Source organism: Tenacibaculum sp. SSH1-16 (assembly GCF_040104435.1).
In the GTDB taxonomy this organism is placed as follows: domain Bacteria; phylum Bacteroidota; class Bacteroidia; order Flavobacteriales; family Flavobacteriaceae; genus Polaribacter; species Polaribacter mesophilus.
The window spans coordinates 96,539-111,881 of the sequence record NZ_JBECOV010000001.1; the positions used below are offsets into that span (position 1 = coordinate 96,539).

20 protein-coding genes are annotated in these 15,343 nt (G+C 35.0%); 2 read left to right on the plus strand and 18 right to left on the minus strand.

The window, feature by feature from the left end:
• Positions 1–257 precede the first annotated feature (257 nt).
• From rpsN to rpsL, 18 genes are all read right to left on the minus strand, one after another.
• Entirely contained in the window at positions 258–527 is a 270-nt protein-coding gene (gene rpsN / locus ABMY20_RS00555; protein ID WP_028890738.1) for a 30S ribosomal protein S14, read from the minus strand.
• Positions 528–531: 4 nt separating this feature from the next.
• Complete coding sequence (rplE, locus tag ABMY20_RS00560) at positions 532–1,083, minus strand: 50S ribosomal protein L5 (RefSeq protein WP_047789827.1); 552 nt, start codon at positions 1,081–1,083, stop codon at positions 532–534.
• Positions 1,084–1,085: 2 nt separating this feature from the next.
• The gene (gene rplX, locus ABMY20_RS00565; protein ID WP_047789828.1) at positions 1,086–1,400 is read right to left on the minus strand and encodes a 50S ribosomal protein L24; all 315 of its coding nucleotides are present in this window, start codon (positions 1,398–1,400) and stop codon (positions 1,086–1,088) included.
• A 14-nt stretch (positions 1,401–1,414) separates the two neighbouring features.
• The gene (gene rplN, locus ABMY20_RS00570) at positions 1,415–1,783 is read right to left on the minus strand and encodes a 50S ribosomal protein L14 (protein ID WP_047789829.1); all 369 of its coding nucleotides are present in this window, start codon (positions 1,781–1,783) and stop codon (positions 1,415–1,417) included.
• 1 nt (position 1,784) lies between these two features.
• Positions 1,785–2,042 carry a 30S ribosomal protein S17 gene (gene rpsQ, locus ABMY20_RS00575; protein WP_028890734.1) on the minus strand — a complete coding sequence of 86 codons (258 nt, stop codon included), beginning with the start codon at positions 2,040–2,042 and terminating at the stop codon, positions 1,785–1,787.
• A gap of 18 nt (positions 2,043–2,060) precedes the next feature.
• Complete coding sequence (gene rpmC, locus ABMY20_RS00580) at positions 2,061–2,252, minus strand: 50S ribosomal protein L29 (protein WP_028890733.1); 192 nt, start codon at positions 2,250–2,252, stop codon at positions 2,061–2,063.
• 12 nt (positions 2,253–2,264) lie between these two features.
• Positions 2,265–2,696 (minus strand): 50S ribosomal protein L16, encoded by a 432-nt coding sequence (gene rplP, locus ABMY20_RS00585; protein ID WP_047789830.1) that lies wholly within the window; start codon positions 2,694–2,696, stop codon positions 2,265–2,267.
• Positions 2,697–2,715: 19 nt separating this feature from the next.
• Positions 2,716–3,432 carry a 30S ribosomal protein S3 gene (rpsC, locus tag ABMY20_RS00590; RefSeq protein WP_047789831.1) on the minus strand — a complete coding sequence of 239 codons (717 nt, stop codon included), beginning with the start codon at positions 3,430–3,432 and terminating at the stop codon, positions 2,716–2,718.
• 11 nt (positions 3,433–3,443) lie between these two features.
• On the minus strand, positions 3,444–3,848 hold the full coding sequence (gene rplV, locus ABMY20_RS00595) for a 50S ribosomal protein L22 (RefSeq protein WP_028890730.1): 405 nt from the start codon (positions 3,846–3,848) through the stop codon (positions 3,444–3,446).
• A gap of 9 nt (positions 3,849–3,857) precedes the next feature.
• Entirely contained in the window at positions 3,858–4,136 is a 279-nt protein-coding gene (rpsS, locus tag ABMY20_RS00600; protein WP_028890729.1) for a 30S ribosomal protein S19, read from the minus strand.
• Between the two features lie 6 nt (positions 4,137–4,142).
• Complete coding sequence (gene rplB, locus ABMY20_RS00605; RefSeq protein ID WP_047789832.1) at positions 4,143–4,967, minus strand: 50S ribosomal protein L2; 825 nt, start codon at positions 4,965–4,967, stop codon at positions 4,143–4,145.
• 11 nt (positions 4,968–4,978) lie between these two features.
• Entirely contained in the window at positions 4,979–5,269 is a 291-nt protein-coding gene (gene rplW / locus ABMY20_RS00610) for a 50S ribosomal protein L23 (protein WP_047789833.1), read from the minus strand.
• A gap of 8 nt (positions 5,270–5,277) precedes the next feature.
• A complete protein-coding gene (gene rplD, locus ABMY20_RS00615; protein WP_047789834.1) occupies positions 5,278–5,907 on the minus strand; it encodes a 50S ribosomal protein L4 in 630 nt (209 codons plus the stop codon).
• Positions 5,907–6,524 carry a 50S ribosomal protein L3 gene (gene rplC / locus ABMY20_RS00620; RefSeq protein WP_047789835.1) on the minus strand — a complete coding sequence of 206 codons (618 nt, stop codon included), beginning with the start codon at positions 6,522–6,524 and terminating at the stop codon, positions 5,907–5,909. The genes rplD and rplC overlap by 1 nt, the downstream gene beginning before the upstream one ends.
• 290 nt (positions 6,525–6,814) lie before the next feature.
• Complete coding sequence (rpsJ, locus tag ABMY20_RS00625; protein WP_024740605.1) at positions 6,815–7,120, minus strand: 30S ribosomal protein S10; 306 nt, start codon at positions 7,118–7,120, stop codon at positions 6,815–6,817.
• Between the two features lie 5 nt (positions 7,121–7,125).
• Positions 7,126–9,243, minus strand: coding sequence for an elongation factor G (gene fusA / locus ABMY20_RS00630; protein WP_047789836.1), 2,118 nt, complete (start codon positions 9,241–9,243; stop codon positions 7,126–7,128).
• Between the two features lie 6 nt (positions 9,244–9,249).
• Positions 9,250–9,726 (minus strand): 30S ribosomal protein S7, encoded by a 477-nt coding sequence (gene rpsG, locus ABMY20_RS00635; protein ID WP_028890723.1) that lies wholly within the window; start codon positions 9,724–9,726, stop codon positions 9,250–9,252.
• A gap of 32 nt (positions 9,727–9,758) precedes the next feature.
• The gene (gene rpsL / locus ABMY20_RS00640; RefSeq protein WP_028890722.1) at positions 9,759–10,139 is read right to left on the minus strand and encodes a 30S ribosomal protein S12; all 381 of its coding nucleotides are present in this window, start codon (positions 10,137–10,139) and stop codon (positions 9,759–9,761) included.
• Between the two features lie 340 nt (positions 10,140–10,479).
• Here rpsL and ABMY20_RS00645 point away from each other — a divergent pair, with 340 nt between their 5' ends.
• Positions 10,480–13,695 (plus strand): SusC/RagA family TonB-linked outer membrane protein, encoded by a 3,216-nt coding sequence (locus ABMY20_RS00645; RefSeq protein ID WP_349264359.1) that lies wholly within the window; start codon positions 10,480–10,482, stop codon positions 13,693–13,695.
• A gap of 13 nt (positions 13,696–13,708) precedes the next feature.
• Positions 13,709–15,214, plus strand: coding sequence for a SusD/RagB family nutrient-binding outer membrane lipoprotein (locus ABMY20_RS00650; protein WP_349264360.1), 1,506 nt, complete (start codon positions 13,709–13,711; stop codon positions 15,212–15,214).
• The last annotated feature ends 129 nt before the right edge of the window (positions 15,215–15,343 follow it).

A 15,343-nucleotide genomic window follows, 5' to 3' on the forward strand; every position in this document is an offset into this window, starting at 1 on the left:
AGCATTATACCATTTAAGTGGTATTTACTTACAAGGCGTAATTTACCCTATAAAAACAGAGTGCAAATATACATAAACTTTTTGAAAATCAAACCTTTTTGATGATTATCATTTTTAGTATCAAAATATTACGTTTCTGTAAGAGTATTTTAATTTTAAAATGAAATTAAAGTATGTATTAATTACACCTTTTTATTAAGCAAAAAGGTGTACAACTTTGTTTAGTTATACACCTTTATTTTGTATGGAAGAGCTTCTTACCAGCTTGCTTTCTTTACTCCTGGAATTAATCCTTGGTTAGCCATTTCACGGAAAGTAACACGTGAAATTCCGAACTGACGCATATATCCTTTTGGACGTCCAGTTAGTTTACAACGATTGTGCATTCTAATTGGTGATGCGTTTTTTGGCAACTTTTGTAATGCTTCATAGTCTCCAGCTTCTTTTAAAGCTTTTCTCTTTTCTGCATATTTAGCAACCATTTTAGCTCTTTTGCGCTCACGCGCTTTCATTGATTCTTTAGCCATCTTATTAATTCTTTTTAAATGGTAATCCTAATTCTCCTAATAATGATTTAGCTTCCTTATCAGTGCTTGCTGATGTTACAAAAGTAATATCCATACCACTAATTTTTTTCACTTGATCAATATTAATCTCTGGGTAGATGATTTGCTCAGTAATTCCTAAATTGTAATTACCTCTACCATCAAAACCATTTGCTTTGATACCGTTAAAGTCTCTTACACGTGGTAAAGAAGCTGTAACTAATCTATCTAAAAATTCGTACATTTTGTCTCCTCTTAACGTAACTTTTGCTCCAATAGGCATTCCTTTACGTAATTTGAAGTTTGCAACGTCTTTCTTAGAAATTGTAGGTACTGCTTTTTGACCAGTAATAGTAGTTAACTCATCAATAGCGTATTCTATTAATTTCTTATCTGCTATAGCTGCACCAACACCTTTACTTACTACTATCTTTTGTAATTTAGGCACTTGCATTACATTGCTATAACCAAATTCATCAGTAAGAGCTTTGATAACTCTGCTCTTGTACTCTTCTCTTAATCTTGGTACGTAACTCATTGTTATATTGCTTTATCTGATTTTTTTGAAACTCTGAACTTTTTTCCACTTTCCTTATCAAAATCATACCCTACTCTAACAGCTTCACCGTTTTCGATTAAGGCTACATTCGATATATGTAATGGAGCTTCCTTTTTTACAATTCCTCCTTGAGGGTTAGCAGCACTAGGTTTAGTGTGTTTAGACACCATATTTACACCTTCTACTACTACTCTATCCTTATCTTTAAGGATTTGTAAAACTTTTCCTTCAGATCCTTTATGATCCCCTGCTATAACTTTAACAGTATCTCCTGATTTAATTTTAAATTTTTTCATTTTAAAATCTGATTTTATAACACCTCAGGTGCTAATGATACTATTTTCATAAATTGTTTCTCACGTAATTCACGAGCCACAGGTCCGAATACACGAGTACCTCTCATTTCCTCTGAAGGATTTAAAAGTACACAAGCATTATCATCAAATCTGATATATGATCCGTCTTTACGTCTAACTTCTTTCTTAGTACGAACAACAACTGCACGAGATACTTGACCTTTCTTTACAGTTCCGTTTGGAGTTGCAGATTTTACTGAAACTACAATTTTATCTCCAACGCTAGCGTAACGCTTTTTTGTTCCTCCTAAAACTCTAATCACTAAAACTTCTTTTGCTCCAGTGTTATCTGCGACTTTTAATCTTGATTCTGTCTGTAACATATTATTTAGCTCTTTCTAGGATTTCTACTAATCTCCAACGCTTAGATTTACTCATAGGACGTGTTTCCATGATCCTTACAGTATCACCTTCGTTGCAATCGTTATTCTCGTCATGTGCAACGTACTTCTTAGTCTTCAATACGAACTTTCCGTACATTGGGTGCTTTACTCTTTTTACCTCGCTAACTACGATAGATTTCTCCATTTTGTTGCTAGATACTACACCGATTCTCTCTTTTCTAAGATTTCTTTTTTCCATCTTTAAAACTGACTAGAATTATTGTAATTCTCTTTTAGTTAACTCTGTAGCAATTCTTGCTACAGTTTTTCTTAAGCTACGTAACTCTAATGGGTTTTCCAATGGAGTTATGGCGTGAGCCATCTTAAGATCAGTATAATTTTTCTTCAACGCCCCTAGCTTTTCTTGTAAGTCAGCTGTTGATAATTCTTTAATTTCTGATTGTTTCATGATCTAATAGAATTAAGCGTTATAATCAAAATCTCTTGCTATTACAAACTTCGTTTTTACAGGAAGTTTTTGCGCTGCTAAACGTAAAGCTTCTTTTGCTACTTCCATTGGTACTCCACCAATTTCGAACAAAATTCTACCTGGTTTTACAACTGCTACAAAGTGATCTGGTGCACCTTTACCCTTACCCATACGTACCTCTAACGGTTTCTTTGTTATTGGTTTATCTGGGAAAATCTTAATCCAAAGTTGCCCCTCTCTTTTCATATAACGAGTTGCCGCAATACGAGCTGCCTCAATTTGACGAGAGGTAAGTAAGTTCTGGTCTAATGATTTGATACCAAACATTCCGTTAGAAAGTTGAGTACCTCTACCAGAGTTACCTTTCATATTTCCTTTCGCCTTCTGTACCTTACGGTATTTTACTCTTTTTGGCTGTAACATTGTTAATTTCTTTTAAAAATTATTTTCTTCTGCGAGGTTGACGTTTACCACCACCTTTGTTTCCACTACCTTTTTGCTTAGATAGTCCAACTAATGGAGATAATTCACGTTTTCCATAAACCTCACCTTTCATAATCCATACTTTCACACCGATTCTTCCGTATGTAGTATGTGATTCAACAAGTGCATAATCGATGTCTGCTCTGAAGGTAGAAAGAGGAATTCTTCCTTCTTTGTAATGCTCAGAACGTGCCATTTCAGCTCCGTTTAAACGACCTGATAATTGAACTTTAATTCCTTCTGCATTCATTCTCATTGCAGCAGCGATTGCCATTTTAGTAGCTCGCTTGTAAGAAATTCTATTTTCAATTTGACGTGCGATACTAGCAGCAACTAATTTTGCATCTAATTCTGGACGCTTAATTTCGAAAATATTAATTTGAACTTCTTTACCAGTAATTTTCTTAAGCTCTTCTTTTAACTTGTCTACCTCTTGACCTCCTTTACCAATAATGATACCTGGACGTGCAGTAGTGATAGTAACGGTTACAAGTTTTAAGGTACGCTCAATAATAATTCTTGATACACTTGCTTTAGATAATCTAGCATATAAATACTTTCTTATCTTATCATCTTCAGCAATCTTATCTCCGTAGTCATTTCCACCATACCAGTTAGATTCCCATCCTCTGATAATTCCTAAACGATTTCCTATTGGATTTGTCTTTTGTCCCATTTCTACTTTGATTAATTACTATTATTTTTAGTTCCTAACTCTAAAGTTACGTGATTAGAACGCTTACGAATTCTATGTGCACGACCTTGCGGAGCTGGTCTTAACCTTTTTAACATACCTGCGCTATCAACACAAATTGATTTTACGTATAATCCAGCATCTTCAATGCTTGCATCTTCATTTTTAGCTTGCCAGTTAGCAATAGCTGATAATAATAACTTTTCTAAGTTACGTGATGCTTCTTTTGGACTGAACTTTAAGATTTGTAAAGCTTTTTCAACTTCTACTCCTCTTACTAAATCTGCTACCAAGCGCATTTTTCTTGGTGATGTAGGACAATTAGTTAATTTAGCGAAAGCTCTAGACTTTCTAGCTTCTTTTAACTGTGTTGCCATGTTATGTTTACGACTTCCCATAATTTCCTACTATTTTTTACCTTTATTTTTTGCACCAGCATGTCCTCTAAATGAGCGTGTTGGTGAAAATTCGCCTAATTTATGACCTACCATGTTTTCAGTAACGTAAACTGGTACAAACTGACGTCCGTTGTGAACTGCAATTGTTTGCCCTACGAAATCAGGAGTAATCATACTTGCTCTAGACCAAGTTTTGATAACTGACTTACTACCTGCTTCTACGTTAGCTAACACTTTTTTCTCTAACTTATAGTGAACGTAAGGTCCTTTTTTTAATGATCTTGCCATGGTTTATTATTTCTTTCTACGTTCTACGATATACTTATTACTAGCTTTGGTCTTTGATCTAGTCTTAAATCCTTTAGCAGGAATACCGTTTCTAGATCTTGGATGCCCTCCAGAAGAACGTCCTTCACCACCTCCCATTGGGTGATCAACTGGGTTCATTCTTACTGCATTTGTTCTTGGTCTTCTTCCTAACCATCTACTTCTACCTGCTTTACCTGAAACTAATAATTGGTGGTCTGAGTTAGACACTACTCCAATTGTAGCCATACAAGTTAATAAGATAAATCTTGTTTCTCCAGAAGGTAATTTAACAGTTGCATATTTACCTTCTTTTGCAACTAACTGAGCAAAAGCTCCAGCAGAACGAGCCATAACAGCTCCTTGACCTGGGTGTAACTCAATACAAGAAATTGTAGTTCCTAAAGGAATTTCACTTAAATACATAGCGTTACCTACTTCTGGAGCTACTTCCTTTCCTGAAATGATTGTTTGACCTACTTTTAATCCGTTTTGTGCAATCACATAACGTTTTTCACCATCAGCATAACTAACTAATGCAATAAATGCAGTACGGTTTGGATCGTACTCAATAGTTTTTACTGTTGCAGGAATACCTTGCTTATCTCTTTTAAAATCGATAATACGGTATTTTTGTTTATGACCTCCACCGATGTTACGTGTAGTCATTCTACCCTGGTTGTTTCGACCTCCAGATCGTTTTTTCGGAGCTAATAAAGATTTCTCCGGCTTATCAGTAGTAATGGTGTCGAACCCATTTACAACTCTAAAACGCTGACCTGGTGTTATTGGTTTTAATTTTCTAACTGACATTCTGTCTTTTCTTAAAGATTGTTATAAAAATCAATAGTTTCTCCTTCAGCTAACTGAACGATTGCCTTTTTGTATCCACCTGTTAATCCAGTAACTAAACCTTTTTTAGTGTATTTAGTTTTTCTTTGTGCTGGATAATTCATTGTTTTTACAGATTCAATCGCTACACCATAAGCAGCTTCTACAGCTCCTTTGATTTCTAATTTGTTAGCTTTTTTATTTACAACAAATGTATAACGGTTGTTTAACTCGCTATCATTTGTAGCTTTTTCTGTAATAATAGGTTTAATTAAAATACTCATCTTGTTCCCTATTTACTTAAATTAGACTCAATTCCTTCTAGAGAGCTTTCTGAAATAACCACTTTATTAGCATTTAAAACGCTATACGTGTTAATACCTGAAGCATCTACTACTTTAGAACCTTTTAAGTTACGAGATGATAAGTAAACATTCTTACTTTCTTCACCTAATACGAATAAAGACTTTTTAGCGTCTAATTCTAAAGCTTTTAATACATTGATAAACTCTTTAGTTTTTGGAGCTTCAAAATTGAAATCTTCAACAACCACTAAATTGTTTTCTTTTGCTTGAATACTTAAAGCTGACTTACGTGCTAAACGCTTTAAGTTTTTATTTAACTTAAAAGAATAGTTTCTAGGTCTTGGACCAAACATACGTCCACCACCTCTAAAAACACCAGACTTGATACTACCCGCACGAGCTGTACCAGTTCCTTTTTGTTTTTTTATCTTTCTTGTACTACCAGCAATCTCAGCTCTTTCTTTCGATTTATGAGTACCTTGTCTTTGATTAGCCAAATACTGCTTTACATCTAAATAAATTGCATGATCATTTGGCTCAATTCCGAATACCTCGTTAGAAAGTTCAACTTTTCTACCAGTATCTTTTCCTGTAATATCTAATACTGCTACTTTCATTATTTCTCGATAGTTACATAAGAGTTTTTGTGACCAGGAATTGCTCCTTTTACAACGATAAGATTCTTATCTGCAACCACTTTTAAAACTCTTAAATTTTGAACTTTTACTTTGTCTCCACCCATACGACCTGCCATACGCATTCCTTTGAATACTCTTGCAGGGTATGATGCTGCACCAATTGAACCTGGAGCTCTTAAACGGTTATGTTGACCGTGAGTTGCTTGTCCAACCCCGCCAAAACCATGACGTTTAACAACACCTTGAAAACCTTTACCTTTAGAAACTCCTGATACATCAACGAATTCTCCTTCAGCAAAGTGTTCAACAGTAATTGAGTCACCTAATTTGTACTCACCTTCGAATCCTTGGAACTCAACGACCTTTCTTTTAGCAGATGTACCAGCTTTTTTAAAGTGACCATCTAAAGCCTTGTTAGAGCTTTTTGCTTTTTTGTCATCGAAACCAAGTTGTAACGCGTTATAGCCGTCAACCTCTTCGGTTCTGACTTGGGTAACAACGCAAGGACCTGCTTCGATTACAGTACAAGGAATATTTTTCCCGTTTTCATCGAATAAGCTGGTCATTCCTACTTTTCTTCCTATTAACCCAGACATATTTGTTAATTTTCAGACGATAGATTTTAATTTATCCAGCGCGTCTATTAATAAAATAATTTTTTGAAACAAATGTTTCTTGTTTTCCTTCGAATTTCTCAAAAAAAAAGAGCGAAAAACATCTTCACTCTTTGAATTTGTTTTACCGTTTTTCCTTCGCGAAACCCTCAGGACATGTCATTTCTGAATACTTTTCAGAAATTTCCACACTCCGAAAACTAAAATTTCGGTGTGCAAAAGTATAAAAAACTTTCGGCTTAACAAAATTAAACCGAAAGTTATTGATTTACTTATACTTTGATCTCAACTTCAACTCCACTTGGTAACTCAAGTTTCATTAGCGCATCAATAGTTTTTGAAGAAGAACTATAAATGTCTAATAATCTTTTGTAAGCAGATAATTGAAATTGTTCTCTTGATTTTTTGTTTACGTGTGGTGAACGTAACACTGTAAAAATCTTTTTATTTGTTGGTAAAGGAATTGGTCCGTTTACTACAGCACCAGTACTCTTTACTGTTTTTACGATTTTCTCAGCAGACTTGTCTACTAAATTATAATCGTAAGATTTTAACTTTATTCTAATTTTTTGACTCATCTTAATTAACCTTTAGCGTTTGCGATTACTTCTTCTGAAATGTTACTTGGAGTTTCTGCATAGTGAGAGAATTCCATAGTAGAAGTTGCTCTACCTGAAGATAATGTTCTTAAAGAAGTAACATATCCAAACATTTCTGATAAAGGAACGATTGCTTTTACTACTTTAGATCCAGCACGGTCGCTCATATCGTTTACTTGTCCTCTTCTTCTGTTTAAGTCTCCAACGATATCTCCCATGTTCTCCTCTGGAGTTAACACTTCTAATTTCATCATTGGCTCCATGATTACAGCTCTTGCAGCTTTTGCAGCAGCTTTATATCCTAACTTAGCAGCTAATTCGAATGATAATTGATCAGAATCTACAGGGTGGAAAGATCCATCCTTTAAAGTAATCTTCATCGAATCCATTTCGTAACCAGCTAAAGGACCATTCTTCATTGCCTCTTTGAATCCTTTCTCTACAGAAGGTACAAATTCCTTAGGAACGTTACCACCTTTAATAATAGACTCAAATTGTAACCCTGTAACACCTTCATCAGCAGGCTCCATAGTAAATACAATATCAGCAAACTTACCACGTCCACCAGATTGTTTCTTATAAACCTCTCTGTGATCTGCAGTAGCTGTTAAAGCTTCTTTGTACTCTACTTGTGGTTGTCCTTGATTTACTTCAACCTTAAACTCACGCTTTAAACGATCAACAATAATATCTAAGTGTAACTCACCCATTCCTGAAATTACAGTTTGACCTGAAGCATCATCTGTTTTTACAGTAAATGTTGGATCTTCCTCTGCTAATTTACCTAAAGCCATACCTAACTTATCAACGTCAGCCTTAGTTTTTGGTTCAACAGCAATACCGATTACTGGATCTGGGAAATCCATTGATTCTAAAACAATTGGATTCTTTTCATCAGATAAGGTATCTCCTGTTTTAATATCTTTAAATCCTACAGCAGCTCCAATATCTCCAGCTTCAATAAAGTCGATAGCATTTTGCTTGTTAGAGTGCATTTGGTAAATACGTGAAATACGTTCTTTTTTACCTGAACGGTTGTTCAACACATAAGAACCTGCATCTAAACGACCAGAATAAGCGCGGAAGAATGCTAAACGTCCTACGAAAGGATCGGTAGCAATTTTAAATGCTAAAGCTGAAAATGGCGCTTTTGCGTCTGGCTTACGTGTTTCCTCCTCACCAGTATCAGGATTAGTTCCTACGATATTATCTCTATCTACTGGCGAAGGTAAATAACGACATACAGCATCTAATAAAAACTGAACACCTTTATTTTTGAATGATGAACCACATACCATTGGAATAATAGACATATCCATTACAGCAGCTCTTAATGCAGCGTGCACTTCTTCTTCTGTAATTGAATCTTCATCTTCCATGTACTTCTCTAATAAGTTTTCGTCATAAGCAGCAACCTCTTCGATTAACTTACCACGTAACTCACGAGCTTCTTCTTTTAATTCTTCTGGAATTTCTACAACATCGAAAGTCGACCCGTAGTTATCATCATGCCATACAATAGCACGGTTTTTAACTAAATCAACAATTCCTTTAAAATCTGCTTCATCACCAATGTTTAATACGATTGGTACTGCATTAGACTTTAACATGTCTTTTACTTGCTGACATACAGCTAAGAAGTTTGCTCCTTGACGGTCCATTTTGTTAACGAAACCGATACGTGGCACTTTATAGTTATCAGCTAAACGCCAGTTAGTTTCAGATTGTGGCTCAACTCCGTCTACTGCAGAGAATAAGAACACTAACCCGTCTAATACACGTAACGAACGGTTTACCTCTACGGTAAAATCAACGTGACCTGGAGTATCAATAATATTAAAATGGTATCCCTTAGCATCAGCTGTAGGCTGTCCATTTTCGGTTGGAAATTGCCAAGTACAAGTAGTAGCTGCAGAAGTAATTGTAATACCTCTTTCAGCTTCTTGCTCCATCCAGTCCATTGTAGAAGCACCATCGTGAACCTCTCCAATTTTGTGAGACACCCCTGTATAGAAAAGGATACGCTCAGTTGTTGTTGTTTTACCAGCATCAATATGAGCAGCAATACCGATATTTCTTGTATATTTTAAATCTCTTGCCATTTCTTATTAAAATCTAAAGTGTGAGAATGCTTTGTTTGCTTCAGCCATCTTATGAGTATCAACTCTTTTCTTAACAGCAGCACCTTCTTCTTTAGCAGCAGCTAAAATCTCAGCAGCTAAACGTTGTGCCATTGTTTTTTCATTACGCTTACGCGCATAAGAAATCATCCATTTAATCGCCATAGAAACCTTACGGTCTGGACGAATTTGCATTGGAATTTGGAAAGTTGCACCACCAACACGGCGAGAACGAACTTCTACGTGAGGCATCACGTTAGACAAACCATCTTTCCACACTTCTAAAGCCGACTTTTCTTCGTCAGTTTTCTTTTCGTTTACGATATCCATTGCATCGTAAAACACTTTGAACGCTACAGATTTTTTACCGTCCCACATTAAGTTATTCACAAAACGTGTAACTAATTGATCATTGAATCTTGGATCCGGTAACAAAACTCTTTTTTTAGCTCTTCTTTTCCTCATGTCTTTACATTAAAAAAGTTACTAATTAATTTTTACTTTTTGTCTTTTGGGCGTTTTGCACCGTACTTAGATCTACGTTGGGTTCTACCCTCAACTCCAGCAGTATCTAATGCTCCACGTACCACGTGATATTTAACACCTGGTAAATCTTTTACCCTTCCACCTCTAACTAATACTATCGAGTGCTCCTGCAAGTTGTGTCCCTCACCTGGAATATACGCGTTGATTTCATTACCATTTGTTAAACGCACCCTTGCAACCTTACGCATCGCTGAGTTAGGTTTCTTAGGTGTAGTGGTATACACACGCGTACAAACTCCACGTCTTTGTGGACATGCTTGTAAAGCAGCCGATTTACTCTTCTTAGTTATTTTGGCTCTTCCTTTACGAACTAATTGTTGAATAGTTGGCATACTAAATTATTACTTGTTTTTAATTTGTACTTAAATTACTCTAATTTTAAGAGTGTGCAAATGTACGACAATTTTCTATTTATTCAAATATCAAGTAGTTATTTTTAACAAACCTCAAAAAAAACTTCAAAAACTCAAACTCACAGCGCCTCTTACACCTTCTCTAAAACACAAAAAAAATAAACAATATGTTAAAAAAAACAAACAATTTCAAAAAACAAACAACAATCTTACATTCCACACCAAAACAAACACTTTATTTTAGAATTATTTAACAAATACCTTGTTTTTTTAAGTTTTATTTATGATTTTTGGCTCAATTAATTCAAATAATTACATAATGAAAACAAAGTTTAATGGAATTTTAACGCTAATCTTAGCGTTAATTGTGCAAATATCCTTTGCACAAGAAAAAGTAATTTCAGGAACAGTTTCTGACGAAACCGGACCTCTGCCTGGAGTTAATGTATTAAAGAAAGGTACGACGATAGGTGTAGAAACTGATTTTGACGGAAAATACACTATTAATGCTAAAACTGGAGATGTTCTTGTTTTTAGTTTTGTTGGTATGAAAACTATCGAAAGAACAGTTACAAGCTCTAACACAATTAATTTAACAATGACTACTGACAATGTACTTGATGAAGTTGTTGTTACCGCACTTGGACAATCAAGAAGTGAAAGAGCCTTAGCCTTTGCAGCTCCTAAAGTAAAAGCTGCTGAATTAAATGCTGCTCAGAACGACAATGCCATAAGTGCTTTATCAGGAAAAGTAGCTGGTTTAAAAATTAACTCTCCTTCTGGAAACTTAGGTGGATCACAAAGAATTTTAATTAGAGGAACAAATTCTGTTACAGGAGAAAACCAACCTCTTTTTGTTATTGATGGTATCCCTATGGACAATTCTAACTTCAATACTGAAGACACTCAAAGAGGAGCTGGTGGTATTGATTTTGGTAGTACAATTAACGATATAGACCCCAACAACATAGAAACTGTAACCGTATTGAAAGGTGCAGCAGCTGCTTTATATGGATCTAGAGCATCTAACGGGGTTATTTTAATAACAACAAAAACTGGTAAAAACTCAAAGAAATTAGGAGTTAGTATTAACTCTTCCATTACTTTTTCAGAAGTCGCTATTTTACCTGATCTTCAAAGAGAATATGGTGGTGGTTCAATAATTTCTGATGCAAATGGTGGTAAAAATGGTTTTGCTACACAAACAATCAATGGTACTGAATATATGTTAGTAGCCTATGACACAGATGAGAGTTGGGGACCTAAATATGATCCAAATTTAAAAGTCTTACACTGGGATGCTTTTGATCAAGCTAGTTTTCCTAATGATTATTTAAAGCCAAGAGCATGGGTTGCTCCCGAAAATGATGTAGATTCTTTTTTCAAAACTGGTATTTCAACAAATAATAACATCACTTTAACTTCTGCTACAGATAAAGGAAACGTATTATTTTCAGCAGGATTACAAGAAAGCACAGGGATAGTACCTAACACGGAAATTAATCGACACTTTGCCAAATTTAGCATTAACCAAAAACTATCAGACAAGCTTACAGCTGTAAGTACAATAAACTATGTACAAACATCTGGAAAAAGACCTGTTATAGGGTACGATGATAATAGCGTAACTCAGAAGTTTTTTCAATGGGGACAAAGACAATTAGATTACAAAAGGCTTCAGAAGTATAAAAATGATGATGGAACTCAAAGAACTTGGAATAGAATTGCTTGGGACGACGCTAGACCAAACTATTCTGACAACCCATATTGGACCGTAAACGAAAACCTCCCAACAGACAATAGAACTCGTGTTTACGGAAATGCTAGTTTAAGTTATCAAATCACTGACGACTTAACTATTAAGGGAAGTATTTATGCAGACACATATAACTTTAGAAACTCAGAAAGAGTTGCTATAGGATCTCAAGCTCAATCTCAATATCTAGAGAGAACATACGATTTTAAAGAATACAACTACGAGTTTACAGCAAATTATAAAAAAGAGGTTTCTAATAATTTCAAACTCTCAGCTTTATTTGGAGCAAATAAAAGAAACAACACTTTGAACTACAGAATGAACCAGACTACTGGAGGATTGTCTGTCCCTAACATATACAACATGAACAACAGCTTAGGGTTATTAGTAAAAGACTCCGATAATTCCCAAAAAGTTGTAAACAGCTTATTTGGAAGTGTAAGTTTATCTTTTTATAATCAACTGTTCATAGATTTAACAGCAAGAAATGATTGGTCTTCTACTTTACCTGAAAATAACAATTCTTATTTTTATCCTTCAGCTTCCTTGGCTTGGGTATTTAATGATGTTCTTCTGCCTAATGTTGATTGGTTCAACTATGGTAAATTAAGACTAGGATGGGCTCAAGTAGGTAACGATACCGACCCATATCGAATCATTAGAACATTATCTTTAGATGATTCTTTTAAAGGAGATGGTAGAGTTACAGTACCTTCAAGATTACTAAATCCTGACTTAAAAAACGAAACTACTACTACATGGGAAATAGGTGCTGAATTAAACTTCTTAAACAGACGTGTAAATCTTGATGTTACTTATTACAACAATGAAACAACAGATCAAATTATACCTGTAGACCTTTCTTTTGGTTCTGGTTATGGTTCTCAATGGATTAATGCTGGTAAAATGACTAACAAAGGGATAGAAGTTCAATTAGGCTTAAAACCTATTGTCAATGAAAATTTCAAATGGGATATTGATTTAAATTTTGCTAAAAACGAAAATGAATTGACTGAATTACAAGATGGCTTAAGCTCCATACTCTTATCAGACGCTCCATTTCAAGCTCAATTAGCTGCTACTGTAGGAAATCCTTATGCTACCATCATGGGAACTGACTTCATTTATGACGACCAAGGTAATAAAGTCATTAACAACAATGGAGCTTATGCAGCTACAAGAGACCTTGTCCCTTTAGGGAATACAAACCCTGACTTCACAGCTGGTTTACGTAACTCCTTTAAATATAAAAATTTTGATTTAGGAATCTTGATAGAAATGAGTAAAGGTGGTAAATATTTTTCTACAACACACCAATGGGGTATGTATTCTGGTATGTTACAAGAAACTGTTGACAATAATATTCGAGAAGATGGTATAATATTACCAGGGGTAACAGGAACTATTACTTATAACGATGACGGCAACAGCTACACTGTTACAAACACTGCTCCCAATACCACAAGAATTTCAGCAGCAGATTACGGTGCTTATCATTATGGTGGTAACGGTACCCCTGATGCTCAAAATGTTTTTGACGCTGACTTCTATAAATTAAGAGAAGTCTCTCTTGGTTATACTTTTAAAGGAGAGTTTTTAAAAGTTTTTGACAACGCTAGAGTTAGTTTATTTGGTAGAAACTTATACACCTGGGGACTTGATTATGATGGTATTGATCCAGAAACAGTATCAACTGGCTCAGGTAACATTCAAGGTTTAGAAGGTGGCCTACAACCTTCAGTCAGGTCTTTTGGTATGAACTTAAACTTATCTTTCTAAATAATAAAATAAGATGAAAAAAATAAAATATATATTCGCTTCACTTTTGCTAAGTTCATTTTTAGCATGCGATACAGATTACATTATCGATCCCGATAATCCAGAAGTAGCACCCTCAACACATTTAGTGACTAGTGCTCAATTCGATTTAGCATATGAATTAAATGATCAATGGACAGGAGCTAGAGGAACCTTAGGTTTTGCTCAATATTGGGCTGAAACATTCTATACTGATGAAAACAGATATGCGCTTAGAACCTCCCAAGTAGATGATTTATGGGAATGGCCATATCGTATTTTAACAGACTTAAAGAAAGCTATAGAGTTAATAGAAGACCCTCAAACTTCAGAAATTATGGCTACTTATGGCGATAGCAATAACCAAGTTCAAGCTTGTAGAATAATGATGGCTTTTACATTTTCTAAATTAGTTGATACTTTTGGTGACGCCCCATATTGGAGTTACGGACAAAAAAATAATGCTGCTTTCGAAGGATTACGACTAGAAGAAGGAGTAACTAACCCAGCTTACACTGATGCTCAGACTATTTATGAAGATATTTTAGCAGAATTACTAGATGCTGCCAATAAAATGGACGGCTCTAAAACAGTATTTAACAATGGTGATCATTTATATGATGGAGACCCCAACAAATGGATTTCCTTTGCTCATTCAATACGACTTAGATTAGCTGCTCATATTAGTGGCGTAAACAATGCTTTAGCTGTGCAGGTTTTTAACGAATCTGATTCAAAAGCTTTTAATTCTATTACTGATGAAGCAAATTTTACTTATGGCTTAGACGATATTACTGGAGGTCCTTGGCATCAGGCATTTACAGTAGAAGCAAGAAGAGATTTTGGTCCTGCACTATCTTTTACGGAGTTATTATATAATCGAGTAGGTCCTTTTACTTCAATTACTAAAGAAGACCCTCGAACAACTCAATATTTTGATACTCGCTTAGGAACTACTGAAGTAGTAGGTATACCATATGGTTTTGGAAATGCTACAGCCAGAGCTGTGAGTGACGAAGGAATTCCTAGTTCAGATATAATCAAACAAAATTACAAGCAACCTATCCTTACTTATTCTGAGATAGAGTTTATTAGGTCTGAATTCAATGGATGGAATCAAACTAATTATGAAAATGGCGTTAAAGCATCAATGATGTTTTGGGGCGTATCTAATACTGATGCCGATAACTATGTAGCGATGCTACCTGCTGCTAATGAAGAGACTGTTTTAACTCAAAAATACATAGCCCTATACATGGATGGTCTAGAGGCATGGACTGAGTATAGAAGAACTGGATACCCAAATACATTAACCGTTCCTGGTGATACTTATGGCTCTGCTACATTCACCACTCTTGTTCCCAATTTAAATACAATACCTAATAGAGTTACTTATCCACAAAAGGAGCAGTTATTGAATAATACTAACTGGAATGCTGCCAGACAGAGTTTATCTGATGGAGATACCATGATATCTAAATTATTTTGGGATGTAAATTAACATACTACAACCTAAAACAAACACATTTTATTAAAACGCCCTGCTGTCAGGGCGTTTTTTTATGTTAAAAAATTGTTTATTTAAGATATATTTAAGATTTTAGCAACTAATTAATTCAAATAATTACAT

Excerpts from the sequence above, each read along its gene's own strand:
- rpsN (WP_028890738.1), bottom strand. The coding sequence starts at position 527 with ATGGCTAAAGAATCAATGAAAGCGCGTGAGCGCAAAAGAGCTAAAATG.
- rplE (WP_047789827.1), bottom strand. The coding sequence starts at position 1,083 with ATGAGTTACGTACCAAGATTAAGAGAAGAGTACAAGAGCAGAGTTATC.
- rplX (WP_047789828.1), bottom strand. The coding sequence starts at position 1,400 with ATGAAAAAATTTAAAATTAAATCAGGAGATACTGTTAAAGTTATAGCA.
- rplN (WP_047789829.1), bottom strand. The coding sequence starts at position 1,783 with ATGTTACAGACAGAATCAAGATTAAAAGTCGCAGATAACACTGGAGCA.
- rpsQ (WP_028890734.1), bottom strand. The coding sequence starts at position 2,042 with ATGGAAAAAAGAAATCTTAGAAAAGAGAGAATCGGTGTAGTATCTAGC.
- rpmC (WP_028890733.1), bottom strand. The coding sequence starts at position 2,252 with ATGAAACAATCAGAAATTAAAGAATTATCAACAGCTGACTTACAAGAA.
- rplP (WP_047789830.1), bottom strand. The coding sequence starts at position 2,696 with ATGTTACAGCCAAAAAGAGTAAAATACCGTAAGGTACAGAAGGCGAAA.
- rpsC (WP_047789831.1), bottom strand. The coding sequence starts at position 3,432 with ATGGGACAAAAGACAAATCCAATAGGAAATCGTTTAGGAATTATCAGA.
- rplV (WP_028890730.1), bottom strand. The coding sequence starts at position 3,848 with ATGGGAAGTCGTAAACATAACATGGCAACACAGTTAAAAGAAGCTAGA.
- rpsS (WP_028890729.1), bottom strand. The coding sequence starts at position 4,136 with ATGGCAAGATCATTAAAAAAAGGACCTTACGTTCACTATAAGTTAGAG.
- rplB (WP_047789832.1), bottom strand. The coding sequence starts at position 4,967 with ATGTCAGTTAGAAAATTAAAACCAATAACACCAGGTCAGCGTTTTAGA.
- rplW (WP_047789833.1), bottom strand. The coding sequence starts at position 5,269 with ATGAGTATTTTAATTAAACCTATTATTACAGAAAAAGCTACAAATGAT.
- rplD (WP_047789834.1), bottom strand. The coding sequence starts at position 5,907 with ATGAAAGTAGCAGTATTAGATATTACAGGAAAAGATACTGGTAGAAAA.
- rplC (WP_047789835.1), bottom strand. The coding sequence starts at position 6,524 with ATGTCTGGGTTAATAGGAAGAAAAGTAGGAATGACCAGCTTATTCGAT.
- rpsJ (WP_024740605.1), bottom strand. The coding sequence starts at position 7,120 with ATGAGTCAAAAAATTAGAATAAAGTTAAAATCTTACGATTATAATTTA.
- fusA (WP_047789836.1), bottom strand. The coding sequence starts at position 9,243 with ATGGCAAGAGATTTAAAATATACAAGAAATATCGGTATTGCTGCTCAT.
- rpsG (WP_028890723.1), bottom strand. The coding sequence starts at position 9,726 with ATGAGGAAAAGAAGAGCTAAAAAAAGAGTTTTGTTACCGGATCCAAGA.
- rpsL (WP_028890722.1), bottom strand. The coding sequence starts at position 10,139 with ATGCCAACTATTCAACAATTAGTTCGTAAAGGAAGAGCCAAAATAACT.
- ABMY20_RS00645 (WP_349264359.1), top strand. The coding sequence starts at position 10,480 with ATGAAAACAAAGTTTAATGGAATTTTAACGCTAATCTTAGCGTTAATT.
- ABMY20_RS00650 (WP_349264360.1), top strand. The coding sequence starts at position 13,709 with ATGAAAAAAATAAAATATATATTCGCTTCACTTTTGCTAAGTTCATTT.